This is a genomic window from Methylobacterium sp. Leaf89, from assembly GCF_001422215.1.
In the GTDB taxonomy this organism is placed as follows: Bacteria; Pseudomonadota; Alphaproteobacteria; order Rhizobiales; family Beijerinckiaceae; genus Methylobacterium.
The window spans coordinates 78,257-94,364 of the sequence record NZ_LMML01000011.1 but is presented as its reverse complement, the minus strand read 5'-3'; the positions used below and the strand labels follow the sequence as shown (position 1 = coordinate 94,364).

At 70.8% G+C, this 16,108-nt stretch carries 15 protein-coding genes; 12 read left to right on the top strand and 3 right to left on the bottom strand.

Features of this window, described 5'->3' with window-relative positions; translation table 11 throughout:
- Positions 1-33 precede the first annotated feature (33 nt).
- The 8 genes from ASF18_RS06130 to ASF18_RS06095 all read left to right on the top strand — a co-directional run bounded on the left by ASF18_RS06130 (position 34) and on the right by ASF18_RS06095 (position 11,805).
- Entirely contained in the window at positions 34-1,179 is a 1,146-nt protein-coding gene (locus tag ASF18_RS06130) for a glycosyltransferase family 1 protein (protein ID WP_056350199.1), read from the top strand.
- Positions 1,160-2,419 carry a glycosyltransferase family 4 protein gene (locus ASF18_RS06125; RefSeq protein WP_056350197.1) on the top strand — a complete coding sequence of 420 codons (1,260 nt, stop codon included), beginning with the start codon at positions 1,160-1,162 and terminating at the stop codon, positions 2,417-2,419. Before ASF18_RS06130 ends, ASF18_RS06125 begins: the two co-directional genes overlap by 20 nt.
- Complete coding sequence (locus ASF18_RS06120) at positions 2,416-3,789, top strand: glycosyltransferase family 4 protein (RefSeq protein ID WP_244472595.1); 1,374 nt, start codon at positions 2,416-2,418, stop codon at positions 3,787-3,789. Before ASF18_RS06125 ends, ASF18_RS06120 begins: the two co-directional genes overlap by 4 nt.
- Entirely contained in the window at positions 3,786-5,297 is a 1,512-nt protein-coding gene (locus tag ASF18_RS06115; protein WP_056350195.1) for a lipopolysaccharide biosynthesis protein, read from the top strand. Before ASF18_RS06120 ends, ASF18_RS06115 begins: the two co-directional genes overlap by 4 nt.
- 113 nt (positions 5,298-5,410) lie before the next feature.
- Complete coding sequence (locus ASF18_RS06110) at positions 5,411-6,664, top strand: O-antigen ligase family protein (protein WP_056350193.1); 1,254 nt, start codon at positions 5,411-5,413, stop codon at positions 6,662-6,664.
- 193 nt (positions 6,665-6,857) lie between these two features.
- Positions 6,858-7,943, top strand: coding sequence for an efflux RND transporter periplasmic adaptor subunit (locus tag ASF18_RS06105; protein ID WP_056350191.1), 1,086 nt, complete (start codon positions 6,858-6,860; stop codon positions 7,941-7,943).
- A complete protein-coding gene (locus ASF18_RS06100) occupies positions 7,940-11,041 on the top strand; it encodes an efflux RND transporter permease subunit (protein ID WP_056350190.1) in 3,102 nt (1,033 codons plus the stop codon). The genes ASF18_RS06105 and ASF18_RS06100 overlap by 4 nt, the downstream gene beginning before the upstream one ends.
- Positions 11,042-11,223: 182 nt before the next feature.
- On the top strand, positions 11,224-11,805 hold the full coding sequence (locus ASF18_RS06095; protein WP_056221574.1) for a TetR/AcrR family transcriptional regulator: 582 nt from the start codon (positions 11,224-11,226) through the stop codon (positions 11,803-11,805).
- A 49-nt stretch (positions 11,806-11,854) separates the two neighbouring features.
- Here the strand turns inward: ASF18_RS06095 and ASF18_RS06090 are convergent, their stop codons facing one another.
- A complete protein-coding gene (locus ASF18_RS06090; protein WP_056221571.1) occupies positions 11,855-12,232 on the bottom strand; it encodes a hypothetical protein in 378 nt (125 codons plus the stop codon).
- Between the two features lie 160 nt (positions 12,233-12,392).
- Positions 12,393-12,815 carry a nucleoside-diphosphate kinase gene (gene ndk, locus ASF18_RS06085; protein WP_056221568.1) on the bottom strand — a complete coding sequence of 141 codons (423 nt, stop codon included), beginning with the start codon at positions 12,813-12,815 and terminating at the stop codon, positions 12,393-12,395.
- Between the two features lie 294 nt (positions 12,816-13,109).
- Here ndk and ASF18_RS06080 point away from each other — a divergent pair, with 294 nt between their 5' ends.
- A complete protein-coding gene (locus tag ASF18_RS06080; protein WP_056350187.1) occupies positions 13,110-13,655 on the top strand; it encodes a DUF2147 domain-containing protein in 546 nt (181 codons plus the stop codon).
- 37 nt (positions 13,656-13,692) lie between these two features.
- Here ASF18_RS06080 and ASF18_RS06075 read toward each other — a convergent pair whose 3' ends face one another.
- Positions 13,693-14,328 carry a glutathione binding-like protein gene (locus tag ASF18_RS06075; protein WP_056221562.1) on the bottom strand — a complete coding sequence of 212 codons (636 nt, stop codon included), beginning with the start codon at positions 14,326-14,328 and terminating at the stop codon, positions 13,693-13,695.
- 250 nt (positions 14,329-14,578) lie between these two features.
- Between ASF18_RS06075 and ASF18_RS06070 the strand changes: the two genes are divergently transcribed.
- From ASF18_RS06070 to ASF18_RS24580, 3 genes are all read left to right on the top strand, one after another.
- Complete coding sequence (locus tag ASF18_RS06070) at positions 14,579-14,836, top strand: hypothetical protein (RefSeq protein WP_056350277.1); 258 nt, start codon at positions 14,579-14,581, stop codon at positions 14,834-14,836.
- Positions 14,837-14,979: 143 nt separating this feature from the next.
- The gene (locus ASF18_RS06065) at positions 14,980-15,396 is read left to right on the top strand and encodes a DUF4345 domain-containing protein (protein ID WP_056350275.1); all 417 of its coding nucleotides are present in this window, start codon (positions 14,980-14,982) and stop codon (positions 15,394-15,396) included.
- Positions 15,393-16,108: FUSC family protein (locus ASF18_RS24580; RefSeq protein WP_244472594.1), on the top strand; the 716-nt coding region annotated here is incomplete at its 3' end. The genes ASF18_RS06065 and ASF18_RS24580, both read left to right, overlap by 4 nt.

Genomic DNA, 16,108 nt, shown 5'->3' with positions numbered 1-16,108 from the left:
GACAATCCCCCCATCCGGAGCCGCCGAGCCACGATGACCCGCGTCCTCGTCAACATGCCGAGCCAGCATGGCGGCCGCCCGTCCGGCGTGGCGTTGGTTGCCTTCCGGGTGATCGCCGGGCTGCTCGACCGGGGCACCGTCACCGTCGTCTTGCGCTCGCCCTGGACCCGCGCGCAGCTGCCCGAGGCGATTCGCGACCGGGTCGCGGTCGTGACCGTGCCGCGCCCGCGCCTGATGATCCTCGACGTCCTGCGCCAGGCCGTCACCGTCCCGGCCCTGTGCCGGGCGGAAGGGATCGACCTGGTCTTGAACGCCGATCCCTACGGTGCGGCCTTCGGCGGCCGGGCCCGCGTCACCGTCGTGCACGACCTCTACTTCCGAACCATCCCGGACTGCACCGGGTGGCGCGAGGCGCTCACGACGGACCTGATCTTCCGGCTGGTCCTCGGCAACAGCGCCCGGGTGATCGCAGTCTCGGACACCACCCGGGACAGCCTCGGGCAGTTCTACCCCTCCCTGCGCGAGCGCGTCCGGAGCGTGCCCTCGGCGGCCATGCTCGATGCGTCGGCGTCGGGCGGGATCGCGCCCGAAACCGCGCGGGGCGCCTACGTTCTGGCGGTGGGCAACGCCACCCACAACAAGAACTTCGCCGCCCTGGCGCAGGCGGCCGCGGCGCTCTCCCAAACCCATCCCGACCTTGCCATCGTCCATGTCGGCGAGGACGCGCAAGAGACCATCGCGGCGGCCCTGGCGGGGGCGCCGGTGCGGCTGACGCGCCTGTCGCGCATCGGCGAGGATCGCCTCGCCGCTCTCTACCGGGACGCCCTGTGCCTGTGCGTACCCTCCTTTGCCGAAGGATTCTGCCTGCCGGTGCTGGAGGCGCAGACCCTGGGCTGCCCGGTGTTGTGCTCGGACCGCTCGGCGACGCCCGAGATCGCCGGGAATGGTGCGCTCACCTTCGATCCCGCCGATCCCGCTGCGCTCGCCGCGGCCCTGCGCCGCCTCCTGCACGAGCCCGACCTGCGCGCCGACCTGATCGCGCGGGGCCACGCCAATGCCCGACGCTACGACTGGGCCGAGACCGCCCGGCGCTACGAGGGCGTGCTGCTCGAGGCCTTGCGGGACGCCGCCCGCCCAATGTCCGCCGGGGAGGCCTCGGATGCGCATCCTGCACCTTAGCTCCCTCTACGCCCCCGAGCAGGTCGGCGGCGCCGAACTGATGGTGGAGACCCTGGCCCGGACCCAGGCCGGCCTCGGCCATGCCGTGGCGGTGGCCTGCGCCTCGCGCCGGGTGGAGGCGCCGACCCTCCAGGACGGGGTCACCGTCTACCGGACCGGCCATGGCACGCCCTTCCACAGCCTCGACTGGCCGCAGCACGGACGCCTCGACCGCCTCCGCTACAAGCTCGCCACGCAGTGGAACCGGAAGACGGTGATCCGGATGGAGGCGGCGGTCCGCGCCTTCGCCCCCGATGTCGTCAACACCCACTCGATCTCGGAGATCACCCCGGCCGTCTGGCCGATGCTCCGGCGCCTCCATATTCCGGTTGTCCACACGCTTCACGACTTCACCAGCCTGTGCACCAACGGCGCGATGGCGAAGCACGGACGCGCCTGCGCCGGCCAGCATTTGAAGTGTCGGCTCTACGCCGAGCCGCACCGCCGCTGCCAGCGCGCGGTCTCCGCCGTCGCGGCGGTCGGCACCGACATCCTGGACAGGCACCTGGCGGCCGGGTTCTTCGCGGAGATTCCCGACTCGCTTCGCCGAGTGATCTGGAACCCGATCGCCTCCGGTGGCCCCTCCGCTCGTCCGCCGCGCAGGCCCGGCGATCCGGTCGTCTTCGGCTCCCTCGGCCGCATCGAGGCCTCGAAGGGCACCGACGTGTTGCTGGCGGCCTGCCGCCACCTGCCGCCCGAGGGGTGGCGCCTCGTCGTCGCCGGCCGGGCTGCGGATGGGCTCGCGCGATACCGCGCCCTGGCCGAGGGGTTGCCGGTAACGTTTGTCGGGTATGCCGAGAAGGATGCCTTCCTCGACACCATCGACTGTCTCGTCGTCCCGCCGGTCTGGCCGGAGGCGTTCGGCCGGACGGTGGCGGAAGCCTATGGTCGCGCCGTGCCGGTGATCGGAACCGCCGTGGGCGGGATCGGCGAGCAGGTCGGCGCCGGCCCCTGGCTCGTCCCTCCCGGCGATGCGTCCGCCCTGGCCACCGCGATGGCGCGGGTCGTGGCGGCGCCGGAGCGCCTTCCCGAGGGCCTGTCCCGCGCCGAAGCCGTTCGCTCGGGCACCGACCCCGACGTCGTCGCCGGCGCCTATCTCGAGTTCTACGCCGCCGTTCGCGCTGGCGTCGCGACCTCCCCCCATCCTCTCCCGCCGGTGGCCTTCTCCGAGCCCCCGCGTCTCGACGAGTGTCGCCCATGACCGCTTCCATGATGACCGCGTCCGAGATGGCCACCGCCGCGATGACGGCCCCGGGCCTCACCCGCGCCCAGCTGGCCCCGTCCGCCGCCCCGGCGCTCGCGGTGCGCGGCGCGGAGAGTGCCGCACGGATCGCCGCCACCGGGCCGCTGCGCATCCTACATCTCAGCGCGCTCTACCCGCCCTACATCGTTGGCGGCGCCGAGCGGTCGGTGGAGCATCTCGCCGAGGAGCTGGTGACGGCCGGCCACACGGTGGCGGCGGCCTGCATCGCCCGGGAGGCCGAGCCCAAGATCGTGCGCAACGGCGTCACCGTCTACCGCATGGCCCACAACAACGATTTCTGGCTGGAGGACTGGCCGAAGGCGACGCGGGTCGGCCGCACCTGGGCCAAGCTGAAGCAGCAGTGGAACTTCGCCATCGCCGCGGAGTTCGGCCGCGTCCTCGACGATTTCCGGCCCGACATCGTCAACACCCACTCGCTTCTCGACGTCTCCACCCTGGTCTGGCGGGAGGCGGCCAAGCGCGGCATTCCGATCGTCCACACGGTCTGCGAGTACGACCTGATCTGCGGCAATGCCGCGATGTTCCGGCACGGCAAGCCCTGTACGCACTGGCACCTCGGCTGCAAGGTGGTGAACGCCACCAAGCAGATCACCAACCGGGCGGTGGGCGCCGTGGTCAGCGTCGGAACCGAAATCCTGAAGACCCACGTGACGCACGGCCTGTTCCGCCACCTCGCGCCGGAGCGCCGCCGGGTCATCTACTATTCCTGCACGGTGCCGGACGGCGACCCAGAGGCGCGGCGGCGGATCGACCGCACCGGTCGGCCGATGACCTTCGGCTATCTCGGCCGCATCAACGTCGAGAAGGGCGTCGGCACCCTCGTCGACGCATTCCGCGCGGTGGGCCCCGGCGACTGGCGCTGCCTCGTGGCCGGCCAAGCGATGGACGACTCGATCGACCGCTTCACGGCGCAGGCCGAGGGGCTGCCGATCGAGTTCGTGGGCTGGGCCAAGCCCGCCGACTTCCTCAGCGAGATCGACGTGCTCATCGTGCCCTCGTTCTGGGCCGAGCCCTCGCCGCGGACGATCTACGAGGCCTACGTCATGGGCGTGCCGGTGATCGGCGCGGCCTCGGGCGGCATCCCCGAGCTGATCGGCGAGAACAACGCCGAATGGCTGTTCACGCCGGGCAACGAGGCCGAGCTCGCCGACCGAATCCGGGCCGTGATCGCCCGCGGCCGCGTCGGTCTGCCGGACGAGCGCAGCTTCCAGCACGTCATCCGGGAATCGACCTCCGAGCGCGTGGCGGAGAAGTATCTCGATCTCTACGCCGAGCTTGTGGACGAGCGCCGGGCCGACCGCGCGTGAGCGCCACCGCACTGCTTCCGGGGCAGGCCGCCACCGCCCCGGCCGCCCTCGGGGTCACCGACGAGCCGGACGTCTCCGGCCGCTCCTTCGCGGCGGCCCGCTGGGTGGCGCTGGCCTCCGTCGGCAACGTCGTCCTCAGCTTCGGGGTATTCCTGGTCCTGGCCCGGCTGATCGAGCCCGCCCAGTTCGGGCTCGTCGCCGTCGCCGCCGTGTTCATCGACATCCTGCAGATCGTCGCCCGCGGCGGCCTGCCCGACGCGGTGGTCCAGCGGGCCGATCTCGACGAGGCCTTCGCCGCTACCGCCTTCTGGGTCACCCTGGCCTCCAGCGTCGTCTACGCGGCGGCCCTCGTCGCCCTGTCCTGGCCGATCGCCTGGCTGCTCGACCTGCCCGAGCTGCGGCCCGCCCTCTGCGCGCTCTCCGCCTGCTTCGTGATCTCGGCCCTGGGCGCGATCCACGAGGCGCGGCTCCAGCGCAGCTTCGGCTTCCGCAAGCTTGCCCTCCGGGCGCTCGGCGCGAACCTCCTCGGGGGCGCCGCCGCTCTGGCCCTGGCGCTCGCGGATTACGGGGTCTGGAGCCTCGTGGTCCAGCGCCTCGTCGCCACCGGCGCGACCACGCTCCTGACCTGGGCGGCGATGCCCTGGGTCCCGGCCCGGCGCCTGGATCTCGCGGCGGCCCGGCGCCAGATCGCTTTCGGCTCCCGGGTCTTCTCCACGAATCTGCTGCTGGTCTTCTCGATCCGCAGCCAGGAGGTGATCGCCGCCTATTTCCTGTCCACCGCCGATGTCGGCCACCTGCGCCTCGCCTGGCGCTGCATCGACCTCGTGAGCCAGGTCGCGGTGATCCCGTTCTCGGCGGTCGCGCTGACCACCTATGCCCGCCTGCAGGACCGACCGGCCGACCTCGCCGCCGCCTTCCACGACTTCACCCGGACCTCCGCCTTCCTGGCGCTGCCGGCCTTCTTCGGTATGGCGGCAGTGGCCCCGACGGTGATCCCGTTCCTGTTCGGCGAACAGTGGCACGACGCGGCGCCGGTCCTGCGCATCCTGGCGCTGCTCGCGCCGGAATTCGTCGTGACCTCCATGCTGTGGATGATCTTCACGGCGCTGGGCCGCAGCGGCACCGCCCTGAAGCTCGCCGGCGCCCAGTTCGGGATCGGGGCCGTGACGGCGATCCTCACCGGACCGTTCGGCCTGTCGGCCCTCGTCATCGGCCACGTGGTCCGGGCCTACCTGTTCTCACCCCTGATCGTCGCGCGGGCCGGGCGCTTCGTGCCGGTGAGCAACGGGGGCCTCGTCGGGGTGCTGCTGCCCGCCACGGCCTGCGCCGGCGCCATGGCGGCCCTGGTCTTGCTAGTGCAGGAGCCCATCAACGCGGCCCTCGGCGACCGACTCGGCCTCGTCGCCTGCGTGACCCTGGGCATGATGGCCTATGGCACCCTCGCCCTTGTCTTCCTGCGTCCCACCGTCCGCGCGGCGCTCGGGTTCTTCGTCCGCCGCGGCGGCTGAGCCACCGGCCTCCCGGCACCTGCACGCTTCGCAAACCTTTGCGCGCCAGAGTGCACGCGCGGGCGGAGGCATGCCCGGGCCGGGCACGCGGCGTCTTCTCGGGGGCCGGAGCGATGACGGGACCAGCGGGGCCGATGGCGGCCGGGATGCGGCGGATGCGGGCGGTGCCGATCATGGCCGACCGTGCGGCCGTGTTCCTGCTCGGGGTCGCCCTGCAGCTCAACGTCCTGACCTCGAGCTTCGGGCTTCCCTTCCAGCGCCTGTCGGACCTCCTGCCCTTCCTGCTGATCCCCTGGTTCGGCCTGCGCCGCGCCGTGATCGCCGAGGGGCTGCGCCAGGCTGTCCCGATGGGGGCCGTCGGAATCCTGATCGCCCTCTCGCTGGTGCTGAAGGCCGAGATCCAGGCCGGCGACGTCTACCTGACCCTCGTCCTGCTGCTCTACTTCGTCCTGGCGATGATCCTGCTTGTGATGTTCCGCGACCGGAGCCTGGAGAACGCCTTCTGCTGGGGCCTTCTCGCGGGCCTCGGCGGCTCGCTGGTCGTCCTGCTGCTCTCGTCCTCCGGTTTGCCGCTGGACCGCTTCGGCCTCGGCGTCCCGACCGATGGCCTGGACGAGGAACTCAAGCTCTTCGTCGAGGACAAGCAGGGCGGCCTCTGGGCTTCCGGCAACGAGACCGGCCACGTCTTCGCCCTCGGCGGGGCGGCGGCCCTGCTGCTGAGCCTGCGCTACCGCTTGAACCTGATCTACCTTGCCTATTTCGCGGCTCTGCTGGCGAGCTTTCCCCTGACCAACAACCGCTCCGGGCTGTTCATGCCGGTGCTGATCCTGCTGGTGCTGATGCGCCGGAGCATCCGGCTGCAGGTGGTGCTGCCCGTCCTCGGGGTGCTCGGGATCCTGCTCATCGGCTTCTCGATGACCGGCGAGATCCCCCTGCCCCAGAAGTTGGCGCAGTCCATCGAGACGCGCTTTGCGGGCGACGGCAACGTCTCGGGCAATGCCGACGAGCGCTTCATTTCCGGCTTCACCGCCCTGCAACTCGTGGCGGAATACCCGTTCGGTGTCGGCGAGACCACGCGGCGCGAAGAACTCCGCGCCCTCACCGGGCTGGTGACGCCGCATAACGGCTTCATCTCCCTGGCGCTCCAGAGCGGCATCGCGACGGCGCTGCTCCTCCTCGCCGCCCTCGTGCGCATCGCCCGCGCACCCGCCGCCGCCGGTCCCTTCGTCGCCTACACGGCCCTGTTCCTCGTGCCCTCGATGATGTTCGAGGAATTGTCGGTGAACCAGTACTTCCTCTTCTTCATGGCGGTGCTTCTGGCCTCGCTGGTCGTGCGGTCCGGTTCGGAGCCGGCAACCGGGCGCTAGGGGTACGGGCGGCACGTCGGCCGATCCGGTCGCCCCAAGGTTTTCGTGCGGTGCCCACTTCTACCGGTGTCGACCTCCCTGGGTGTCCCCCCGCACGCGGGTTGCCAAGGCAGCGTTGACCTGTTCCATCCGCTAAAATAGATTATAAGCATAATCTTAAAGCGGCGGATGGTCCGGCTGCGGAGGATGCGTCATGCAGAAGTGGTTCGCACCCGGTCTCGCGTCCCTCGCCCTCGGCGCCTGCTCGCCGGCGGAGACGGCGGTGAGCCCGGAACCGCCCCTCGTTCAGGTGGCCGAGGTCGTCCGCGGTTCCGGCGCGGTCGCGCGCTACACCGGGGTGATCCGGGCCCGGACCGAGAGCAACCTGGGCTTCCGGGTCGGCGGCAAGATCTTCGAGCGCCTCGTCGACCCGGGCGACCGGGTGCGTCGCGGGCAGCCCCTGATGCGCCTCGACCGCACCGACTTCACCCTCGCCCTCGACGCCGCCCGCGCCTCTGCCGAGGCGGCCCGGGCCCAAATGATCAAGGCCAAGGCGGACGAGGAGCGCAGCCGCAGGCTGGTGGCCGACGGCTGGACCTCCCGGCAGACCTACGACCAGAACAAGGGCGCGGCCGACGCCGCCATCGCCCAGCTCGCTCTTGCCGAGGCCCAGGCCAGTCAGATCCAGAACCAGGCGGGCTATGCCGAACTCCAGGCCGATGCCGACGGCGTCGTCATGGAGGTGCCCTCCGAGCCCGGCCAGGTGGTCGCGGCCGGCCAGACCGTGGTCAAGCTCGCCCGCGACGGGGCGCGCGAGGCGGAGGTGTTCCTGCCCGAGGGCAGCCGGCGCGCTGCCGAGGGAGAGGCCTCCGCCACCCTCTACGCCGAGGGCGCGGCGACGTACCCGGCGCGCCTGCGCGAACTCTCCGCCACCGCCGATCCGGCGACGCGGACCTACCGGGCGCGCTATATCCTCTCGGGCGGGGGCGAGGCCGCCCCACTGGGCGCCACCGTCACCCTTCAGCTCATTGATGCCGCGGCGGCCCGCGTACCGCGCGTCGAGGTGCCCCTCGCGGCCCTGTTCGACCAGGGGCACGGCATAGCGGTCTGGCGCTACGATGCCGCCACCGAGACCGTGCGTCCGCAGATCGTGCAGGTCGCTCGCCTGGGCGAGGAGCGCGCCGAGATCGTCGACGGTCTGAACCCCGGCGACCGGATCGTGGCGCTCGGTGCCCATCTCCTCACGGCCGACCAGCGGGTGCGCCCGGCGCCCGCCAGCAGGACCGGGGTGGTGCGATGAGCGGCCTCAACCTCTCCGCGCTCGCCGTCCGCGAGCGGGCCGTCACCCTGTTCCTGCTGATCGCGCTGACGGGGGCGGGCTTCTTCGCCTTCCAGAAGCTCGGGCGGGCGGAGGACCCGGCCTTCACCGTCAAGGTCATGACGGTCTCGGCCGCCTGGCCCGGCGCCACGGCGGAAGAGATGCAGCGCCAGGTCGCCGACCCCCTCGAGAAGCGCCTGCAGGAGCTCGTCTACTACGACCGGGCGGAGACCACGGTGCGCCCCGGCCTGATGGTGACGAAGGTCATCTTCAAGGATGCGATGCCTCCGGCCAAGCTCCAGTCGGAGTTCTACCAGGCCCGGAAGAAGCTCTCCGACCAGGCCTCCAGCCTGCCGCGCGGCGTGATGGGGCCGCTCTTCAACGACGAGTTCTCGGACATCTACTTCGCCCTCTACGCCGTACAGGCCAAGGGTCTGCCACACCGCCAGCTCGTGCTGCACGCCGAGGACCTGCGCCAGCGCCTGCTGCGGGTGCCGGGCGTGGAGAAGATCAACATCCTGGGTGAGCAGACCCAGAAGATCTTCGTGGAGATCTCCTACCAGCGCCTCGCCACCCTCGGCATCACCGGCCAGCAGCTGCTGGCCGCGCTGGCTAACCAGAACGACGTCACCCCGGCCGGCTTTGTCGAGGCGGCGGGACCGCGGGTGTACGTGCGTCTCGACGGGGCCATCGACGGCCTCGACGCCATCCGGAATCTTCCCGTGGCCGCCGGCGACCGCAGCCTCAAGCTCGGCGACATCGCCGAGGTCAGGCGCGGCTACGAGGATCCCCGGACCTTCGCGATCCGCAACGACGGCGACCCGGCCCTGATGCTCGGCCTCGTGATGAAGCCCGGCTTCAACGGGCTGACGCTCGGCGCGGCGCTCAACGCCGAGGAGGTGGCGATCCACCACGAGACGCCGGTGGGCATCGCCTTCACCAAGATCACCGATCAGGCCAAGGTCATCGACGACGCCATCCACGAGTTCATGGTCAAGTTCTTCACCGCCCTCGGCGTGGTGATCCTCGTCTCCCTGGTGGCACTCGGCTTCCGGGTCGGCATCGTGGTCGCGCTGGCCGTGCCGCTCACACTCTCGGCGGTGTTCGTCGTGATGATGGTCACGGGCCGCGATTTCGACCGCATCACGTTAGGCGCCCTCATCATCTCGCTCGGCCTCCTCGTCGACGACGCCATCATCGCCATCGAGATGATGGTGGTGCGCATGGAGGAGGGCGCCGACCGCATCGCGGCGGCGACCCATGCCTGGAGCGCCACGGCCGCGCCGATGCTCACCGGCACCCTGGTGACCATCGCGGGCTTCCTGCCCGTGGGCTTTGCCGCCTCCACGGCAGGTGAGTACGCCGGCAACATCTTCTGGGTGGTGGCCTTCTCGCTGATCCTCTCCTGGATCGTGGCCGTGACCTTCACGCCCTATCTCGGCGTGAAGCTCCTGCCGAACATCCAGCGCGTCGTGGGGGGACACGAGGCGATCTACGCCACGAAGACCTACGCGCGCCTGCGCCGCGTCGTGCGGATGTCGGTCGACCACAAATGGCTCGCCGCCGGCATCACCGTGGGGCTGTTCGCCCTCGCCTTGGCGGCGATGGGCAAGGTCGAACAGCAGTTCTTCCCGAATTCCGAACGCCCCGAGCTCATCGTCGAGGTCACGCTGCCGGCGGGCTCGGCCTTCGCCACGACGGAGGCCAGCGTCAAGCGGATCGAGGCCGCGGTGCGCGATCTGCCGGAAGCTGGCGCGATGACGAGCTACATCGGCCAGGGTATGCCGCGCTTCGTGCTCTCCTTCGATCCCGAGCTTCCCGATCCGGCCTTCGCACAGATCGTGGTGCAGACGGCCGACGCGCAGGCGCGCGACGTCCTCAGGGGCAAGCTGCGCCGACTCGTGGAGGACGGCCGCTTTCCGGAAGCCCGCGTGCGGGTGCTCCAGATCGTGTTCGGCCCACCCATCCGCTTTCCCGTCGCCTTCCGGGTGGTGGGGCCCGACCTCGACGTTATCCGCGGCATCGCCGCCGAGGTTCGGGAGGTCATGGCGGCCAATGCCAACATGCGCCTCGTCCATCTCGACTGGGGCGACAAGACCCCGAGCCTGCGCCTCGCCTTCGACCAGGAACGTCTGCGCCTCATCGGCCTGACCCCGAAGGAGGCCGGCCAGCAGCTGCAGAGCTACCTCAACGGCACGCCCGCCACCCAGGTGCGCGAGAACCTGCGTTCCGTCGACGTCGTCCTGCGCAGCCCCGGCCCCGAGCGGCGCTCCCTGGGCGAGATCGGAGACCTGACGCTGACGACCAGGGACGGTCGTCAGGTGCCGGTCTCGCAGGTGGCGCGCCTGGAGAGCCGGACCGAGGACGCGGTGCTCAAGCGCTACAACCGCGAGACCTACATCCGCGTCCAGGGCGACGTGCTCGACGGCAAGCAGCCGCCGGACATCCATGCCCAGGTGTTTCCCCTCCTGGCGCCGATCAAGGCCAATCTCCCGCCGGGCTACCGCATCGATACCGCGGGTGCCGTGGAGGAGAGCGAGAAGGCGATGATGTCCCTGGTGGCGGTGTTCCCGATCATGCTGATCGTGACGCTCACCGTCATCATGATCCAGGTCCGCTCGTTCGCCACCATGTTCATGGTCTTCGCCACCGCCCCGCTGGGCCTGGTGGGCGCAGCACCGACCCTGCTGCTCTTCCACCAGCCCTTCGGCTTCAACGCGATCCTCGGGCTGATCGCCCTGTCGGGAATCCTGATGCGCAACACCCTGATTTTGGTGGACCAGATCCACCACGACCAGGCGGCGGGCCTGGGGGATTACGACGCGATCGTGGAATCCACGGTGCGGCGCGCCCGTCCCGTCATCCTCACGGCGGCGGCGGCGATGCTGGCCTTCATCCCGCTCACCCACTCGGTGTTCTGGGGGGCGCTGGCCTACGTCCTCATCGGCGGCGTCGGGGTCGGCACCCTGCTGACCCTCCTGTTCCTGCCCGCCCTCTACGCCCTTTGGTTCCGGGTGGCGCGCCAGCCGCGCGACGCGCGGGGCGCCACCGAGACGGCGCCGCAGGGGGCCGGAACCTGACGCAGGCGCGGGGCGAGATCCCGGCAGCGGTGGTATAAGCGTATCGCGCCGGGCTTGCCCGAGACCGCGCGGGCCGTCTGCCGATCCGTACCCTGTTCCCCTCGGCGGGCCGGCCGATGCGGACCTGTATCGATGACGGCCCGCATCTATATAAGACCGGGAAGGCAGCGGGAGAGCCGGAGATGCCGAGAGTTTCGCAGGAGCAGGCCAAGCTCAACCGCCAAAGGGTCGTCGCGGTCGCCGCCGCCCTGTTCCGGGAACGTGGCCTGCACGGGGTGGGGGTGGCCGACATCATGGCCTCGGCCGGCCTGACGCATGGCGGCTTCTACGGCCAGTTCGCCAGCAAGGATGCGCTGGCGGTCGAGGCGTTCGACGCGGCCCTCGGGGAGGACCGGCGGGGCGCGCTGGACATGCTCATCGCCAACTACCTGTCCGTGGGCCACGTCCAGTCGCCCGGCATGGGCTGCCCCCTCGCCGCCCTGGCCAACGACGTCGCCCGCGAGCCGGCGGGGAGTCCCCTGCGGGGACGCTTCACCCATGGGGTCCGACACCTCGTGGGCCTGCTGTCCGAGCTCTCGCCCCAGGGTGCGAAGGAGCGCCGCCGCCAGCGCGCGCTCGCCAAGTTGTCGACCCTCGTGGGCGCCGTCGTGCTGGCACGGGCGGTGGACGATCCGAGCCTCGCCGAGGATCTCCTCCGGGCCGCACGGACCGCCGCAGGCGAGCGCGGCGACCCACCGACCCCCGACAGCGCGTCGCCGCACTGAACCGGCACCGACGCGTCGCCTCCCGGGGCAGTCCGGGACGGACGGAGCCTTACGCCGGACGCGGCAGCTTGCAGCTGTCGAGAGCGTTCAGGGCCTTGGCGCGGGCGGAATCGTTGAAGTAGCCGGTGCTGCGGTAGCCATCGAGCTCGCTCTTGTCGAGGCTTGCCAACGTCTGGTTCGCGTAGCAGCCGCAGGGGCGGGCGAGGGAGACCTCGGAGACGTTCTGCAGACGGGCCTGGGTGACGGTGCAGGCGTGACGCACGCGGCCGGTCAGGTTGCTGGTGGAGGCCGTCTTCAGCGCCGGATCGGGAGTGTAGCCTTCGAGCGACGCGGTCGGGCCGGACTTGTTGGCGTTGCAGGCGGCGACGAGCGAGAGCAGGCCGGCGGCGAGCAGGAGCCGGCCGGTGCGCGGGGCGATGGAGCGCATGGAATGATGGGTCCGTGAAAGCGATTCGGGAACGAACCGGTTTCACGTCCGGGCCCCCGCCGCGCAAGGGCGCCGGGGCCACACTGGGACGGCAAACGCCGAAGCTTCCGGGAAGCTTCGGCGCGCCGGTTTGGTCGACCGTGTCCGAACCCCGAAGGATTCAGCCGACGATGTCGGAATCCTGGAAGAACTGGGCGATTTCCGCCTTGGCGTTCTCGAGGCTGTCGGAGCCGTGGACGGTGTTCTCGCCGACCGACTCGGAGAAGGTCTTGCGGATGGTGCCCGCGTCGGCGTTGGCCGGGTTGGTGGCGCCCATCACTTCGCGGTACTTGGCGACGGCGTTCTCGCCCTCGAGCACCTGCACGACGACCGGCCCGGAGGTCATGAACTCCACGAGCTCGCCGAAGAAGGGACGCTCCTTGTGGATCTCGTAGAACGTCTCGGCCTGGGCGCGGCTCATCTGGATGCGGCGCTGGCCGACGATGCGCAGGCCCGCCTTCTCGATCACGGCGTTGACCGCGCCGGTCAGGTTCCGCTTCGTGGCGTCGGGCTTGAGAATGGAGAAGGTGCGCTCGGTGGCCATGGTCCGTCCGGTTGTGATCGCTCAGCCGAAAATGGCTTCGGCGCCGGGCTTATAGCCGGCAGGCCCCCGGCCCTCAACCCGAGGCGCGAACGCGGGGGATAACCGGAGCGCGGCCGCGGGTTTTCCCGCTGCCATGGCTTTGGCGCAACAGCGCCGGAAATTCGCCCGAATGCGGACGCCTCCTGTGGCCAGACGAACACGGCCCTGCCCCCGCGCCGGGTCGCTTGCCGATCCCCTTGCCGACTCTCTGGCCGCCGGCCTCCCGCCGCAGCCACGCCACACGGAGACCTGGACATGCGCGTCGCCCTCACCGCCGCCCTCATCCTCACCGGCCTCGCCCCCGCCTTCGCCGCCCCGGCCCAGGACCCCTCGGGGACCTGGCTCACCGGGGACGGCCGCGCCAAGGTCCGCATCGACCGCTGCGGCCCGGGTGCCGCCAACATCTGCGGGAAGGTGGTCTGGGCCAAGACCGCGACCAACGAGGACGGGACCCCGCGCACGGACATCAAGAATCCCGATCCAAAGAAGCGCGGCCGCCCCGTGCTCGGCCTAACCCTCATCGACAACCTGAAGCCCGAGGAGGCGAAGTTCTCCGGCGAGATCTACAACGCCGACGAGGGCAAGATGTATCAGGTCAGCCTGGAGCGAGAGAGCAGCTCCGAGCTGTCGGTCTCAGGCTGCCTCCTTAAGGTCCTGTGCGGCTCGCAGACCTGGACCCGGGTGCCCGACGTGAACCAGCAGGCCTCCGCTGCCACGCCCGAGTCGGCGCCCGCGCCCCGGCCCGCGCCGAAGGCCGCCAAGGCCGCCCCCGCGAAGGCGCTCGCGGCGCCGGCCGAGTGACGCCAGCGGCGTGACGCGTATCGGGTGACGCCTCCGCTCAGACCGCCGCGAATCCCCGCTGAACGGCCGGCCGCGCCATGACGCGGTCGAGCCAGGCCCGCACGTGGGGCACGCTGGCCAGCTCGATGCTCTGCTTCTCGTGGTACTTGGCCCAGGGCAGGATCGCGATGTCGGCGATGGAGAAGTCGCCCGCCACGAAATCGCGGTCCGCGAGGTGCCGGTCGAGGACGCCGTAGAGGCGCTGGGCCTCCGCGGTAAACCGGTCGATGGCGTAGGGGATCTTCTCCTGCGCGTAGATGCGGAAATGGTGGACCTGGCCGAGCATGGGCCCGAAGCCGCCGACCTGCCAGAACAGCCACTCGTCCACCGCCACCCGGGCGCGCTCGTCGGCCGGGTAGAGGCAGCCGGTCTTGCGCCCGAGATATTGCAGGATCGCACCGGACTCGAACACCGTGATGGGGTCGCCCCCCGGGCCGTCCGGGTCGACGATGGCGGGAATCTTGTTGTTCGGCGAGATTTTCAGGAAGTCGGGCGCCATCTGGTCGCCGCGGCCGATATTCACCGGCACCACCCGATAGGGCAGTCCGCACTCCTCCAGCATGATCGGGATCTTCCAGCCATTCGGCGTGCTCCAGGTGTGCACGTCGATGGGTTTTCCCGGCGCGTGTGCCATGCTGATGTTTCCGACCCTGTTCAGGCTCGCCCGACCCGCCGAAACAATCGGGAACGCGAGCGGATGGTTGCAGACTCCGTGCCACCGCCACAACACGTGACACGAGCGGTGGATCGCGTCGACACCCGTACAGATGGCACTTGCCCTCGCCCGGGGTTGTGGCTGTGATGCGCCCGGCCCGCCGCACGGCGGCGCCCAAGCGTCCCCGGGGGTCGTCATGCTGTCGTTCCGTTCGCGTCACACCCGTGCTTTGTTCGCGGGCTTGCTGCTTCTGGCAAGTCCCCTCCTTCTGACAAGCCCGTTCGTCGCGGGCGGTGCGCTCGCACAGGCCGCGGCGGCAAAGCCCGCCAAGGAGCTCAGCGTCGGCCAGAGTGCCGCGCGCGAGCGCCAGAAGAAATGCGGCGCCGAGTGGCGCGCCCTCTCAGTCGCCGAGAAGGCCGCGCAGGGACCGAAATGGCCCCAATACTACAGCAAGTGCGTCAAGCGCCTGAAGCAGATGAAGGCCTGAGGGGATCCGGCCGCGCGCGGGCGTCCGCGGGCGGCCGACATCGTGTGCGGGGCCGGGCGGCCCCTTTCGCGGACCGCCAAGGAACGTAAGCCTGGCCGTCCCGGTTGCCGATCCTGACAGGCGGATTCCGGACGGACGCGACGATGCGGGAACGGCAGGCGCTGCAGCGCGCGGTGGCGGTGATGGCCCTGGTCCCGGTGGCCTCCGGCCTCTACGGCGTGCTGTTCGGGCTGAACGGGATCGGACGCGGCGGCCTCGTCGACGTCTCCGCCGACAGCCACTTCCGCTACCTCTCCGGCCTGCACATGGGCATCGGCATCCTGTTCTGGACCTGCGTGCCCGGCATCGAGACCAAGACCACCCTGTTCCGCTTCCTCACTCTGGTGGTGGCGCTGGGCGGCCTCGCCCGCCTCCTCGGCTGGGCGCTGACCGGATTGCCGTCGTTCCTGATGCTGGCCGCCCTGGCCGTCGAACTCCTCGTCAGCCCGCTGCTCTGCCTGTGGCAGGCCCGGGTCGCGGCGCGTGCCGCCGACGCGATGCCCGGCGGGGTCATCGGGTGAGCGCCCTCGCCGACAGCCCGCCCCGCATGCCGGACCGGATCCTCGCCGCAATCGAGCGCGTGGTTCCGAAGCCCGCCGCCTGGGCCTTCGCCGTGCGGATCTGGCTCGCCATGATCCTCGCCCTCTACGCGGCCTTCTGGCTGCAGCTGTCGAGCGCCTCCTCGGCGGCCGTCTGCGTGGCGATCCTGGCCCAGCCCAAGCGCGGGCAGGCCCTGTCGAAGGCGCTCTACCGCTTCCTCGGCACCCTCGTGGGGGCGGCCGTGGCCATCGTCCTGATGGCCTTGTTCGCGCAGGACCGGGTGGTGCTCCTCGTCGCCTTCGCCACCTGGCTCGGCCTGTGCGTTTTCACCGCCCACTTTCTGCAGGACACCCGGGCCTACGGGGCCATGCTGTCGGGCTACACCGTGGCGATCATCGCCATCGCCCATATCGACACGCCGCAGAGCACCTTCGACGCGGCCGTGGACCGGGTGGCGGCGATCACCCTCGGCATCGTGGCGATCACCGTCATCAACGACGCCCTCGGCTCGCCCAGCATCTGGCGGACGGTGCGCGACGCCCTGGGCGACGCCCTCGCGGAAACCCGGGCCTTCGCCCGCGAGACCCTGACCCGGGGCGATCCCGGCTCCGAGCGGACCGCCGCGCTGATCCGCAAGATCGCCGCCCTGCGGGGCGACGCCAGCGCGATCGCGGGCGAACGCGACGACGGGCC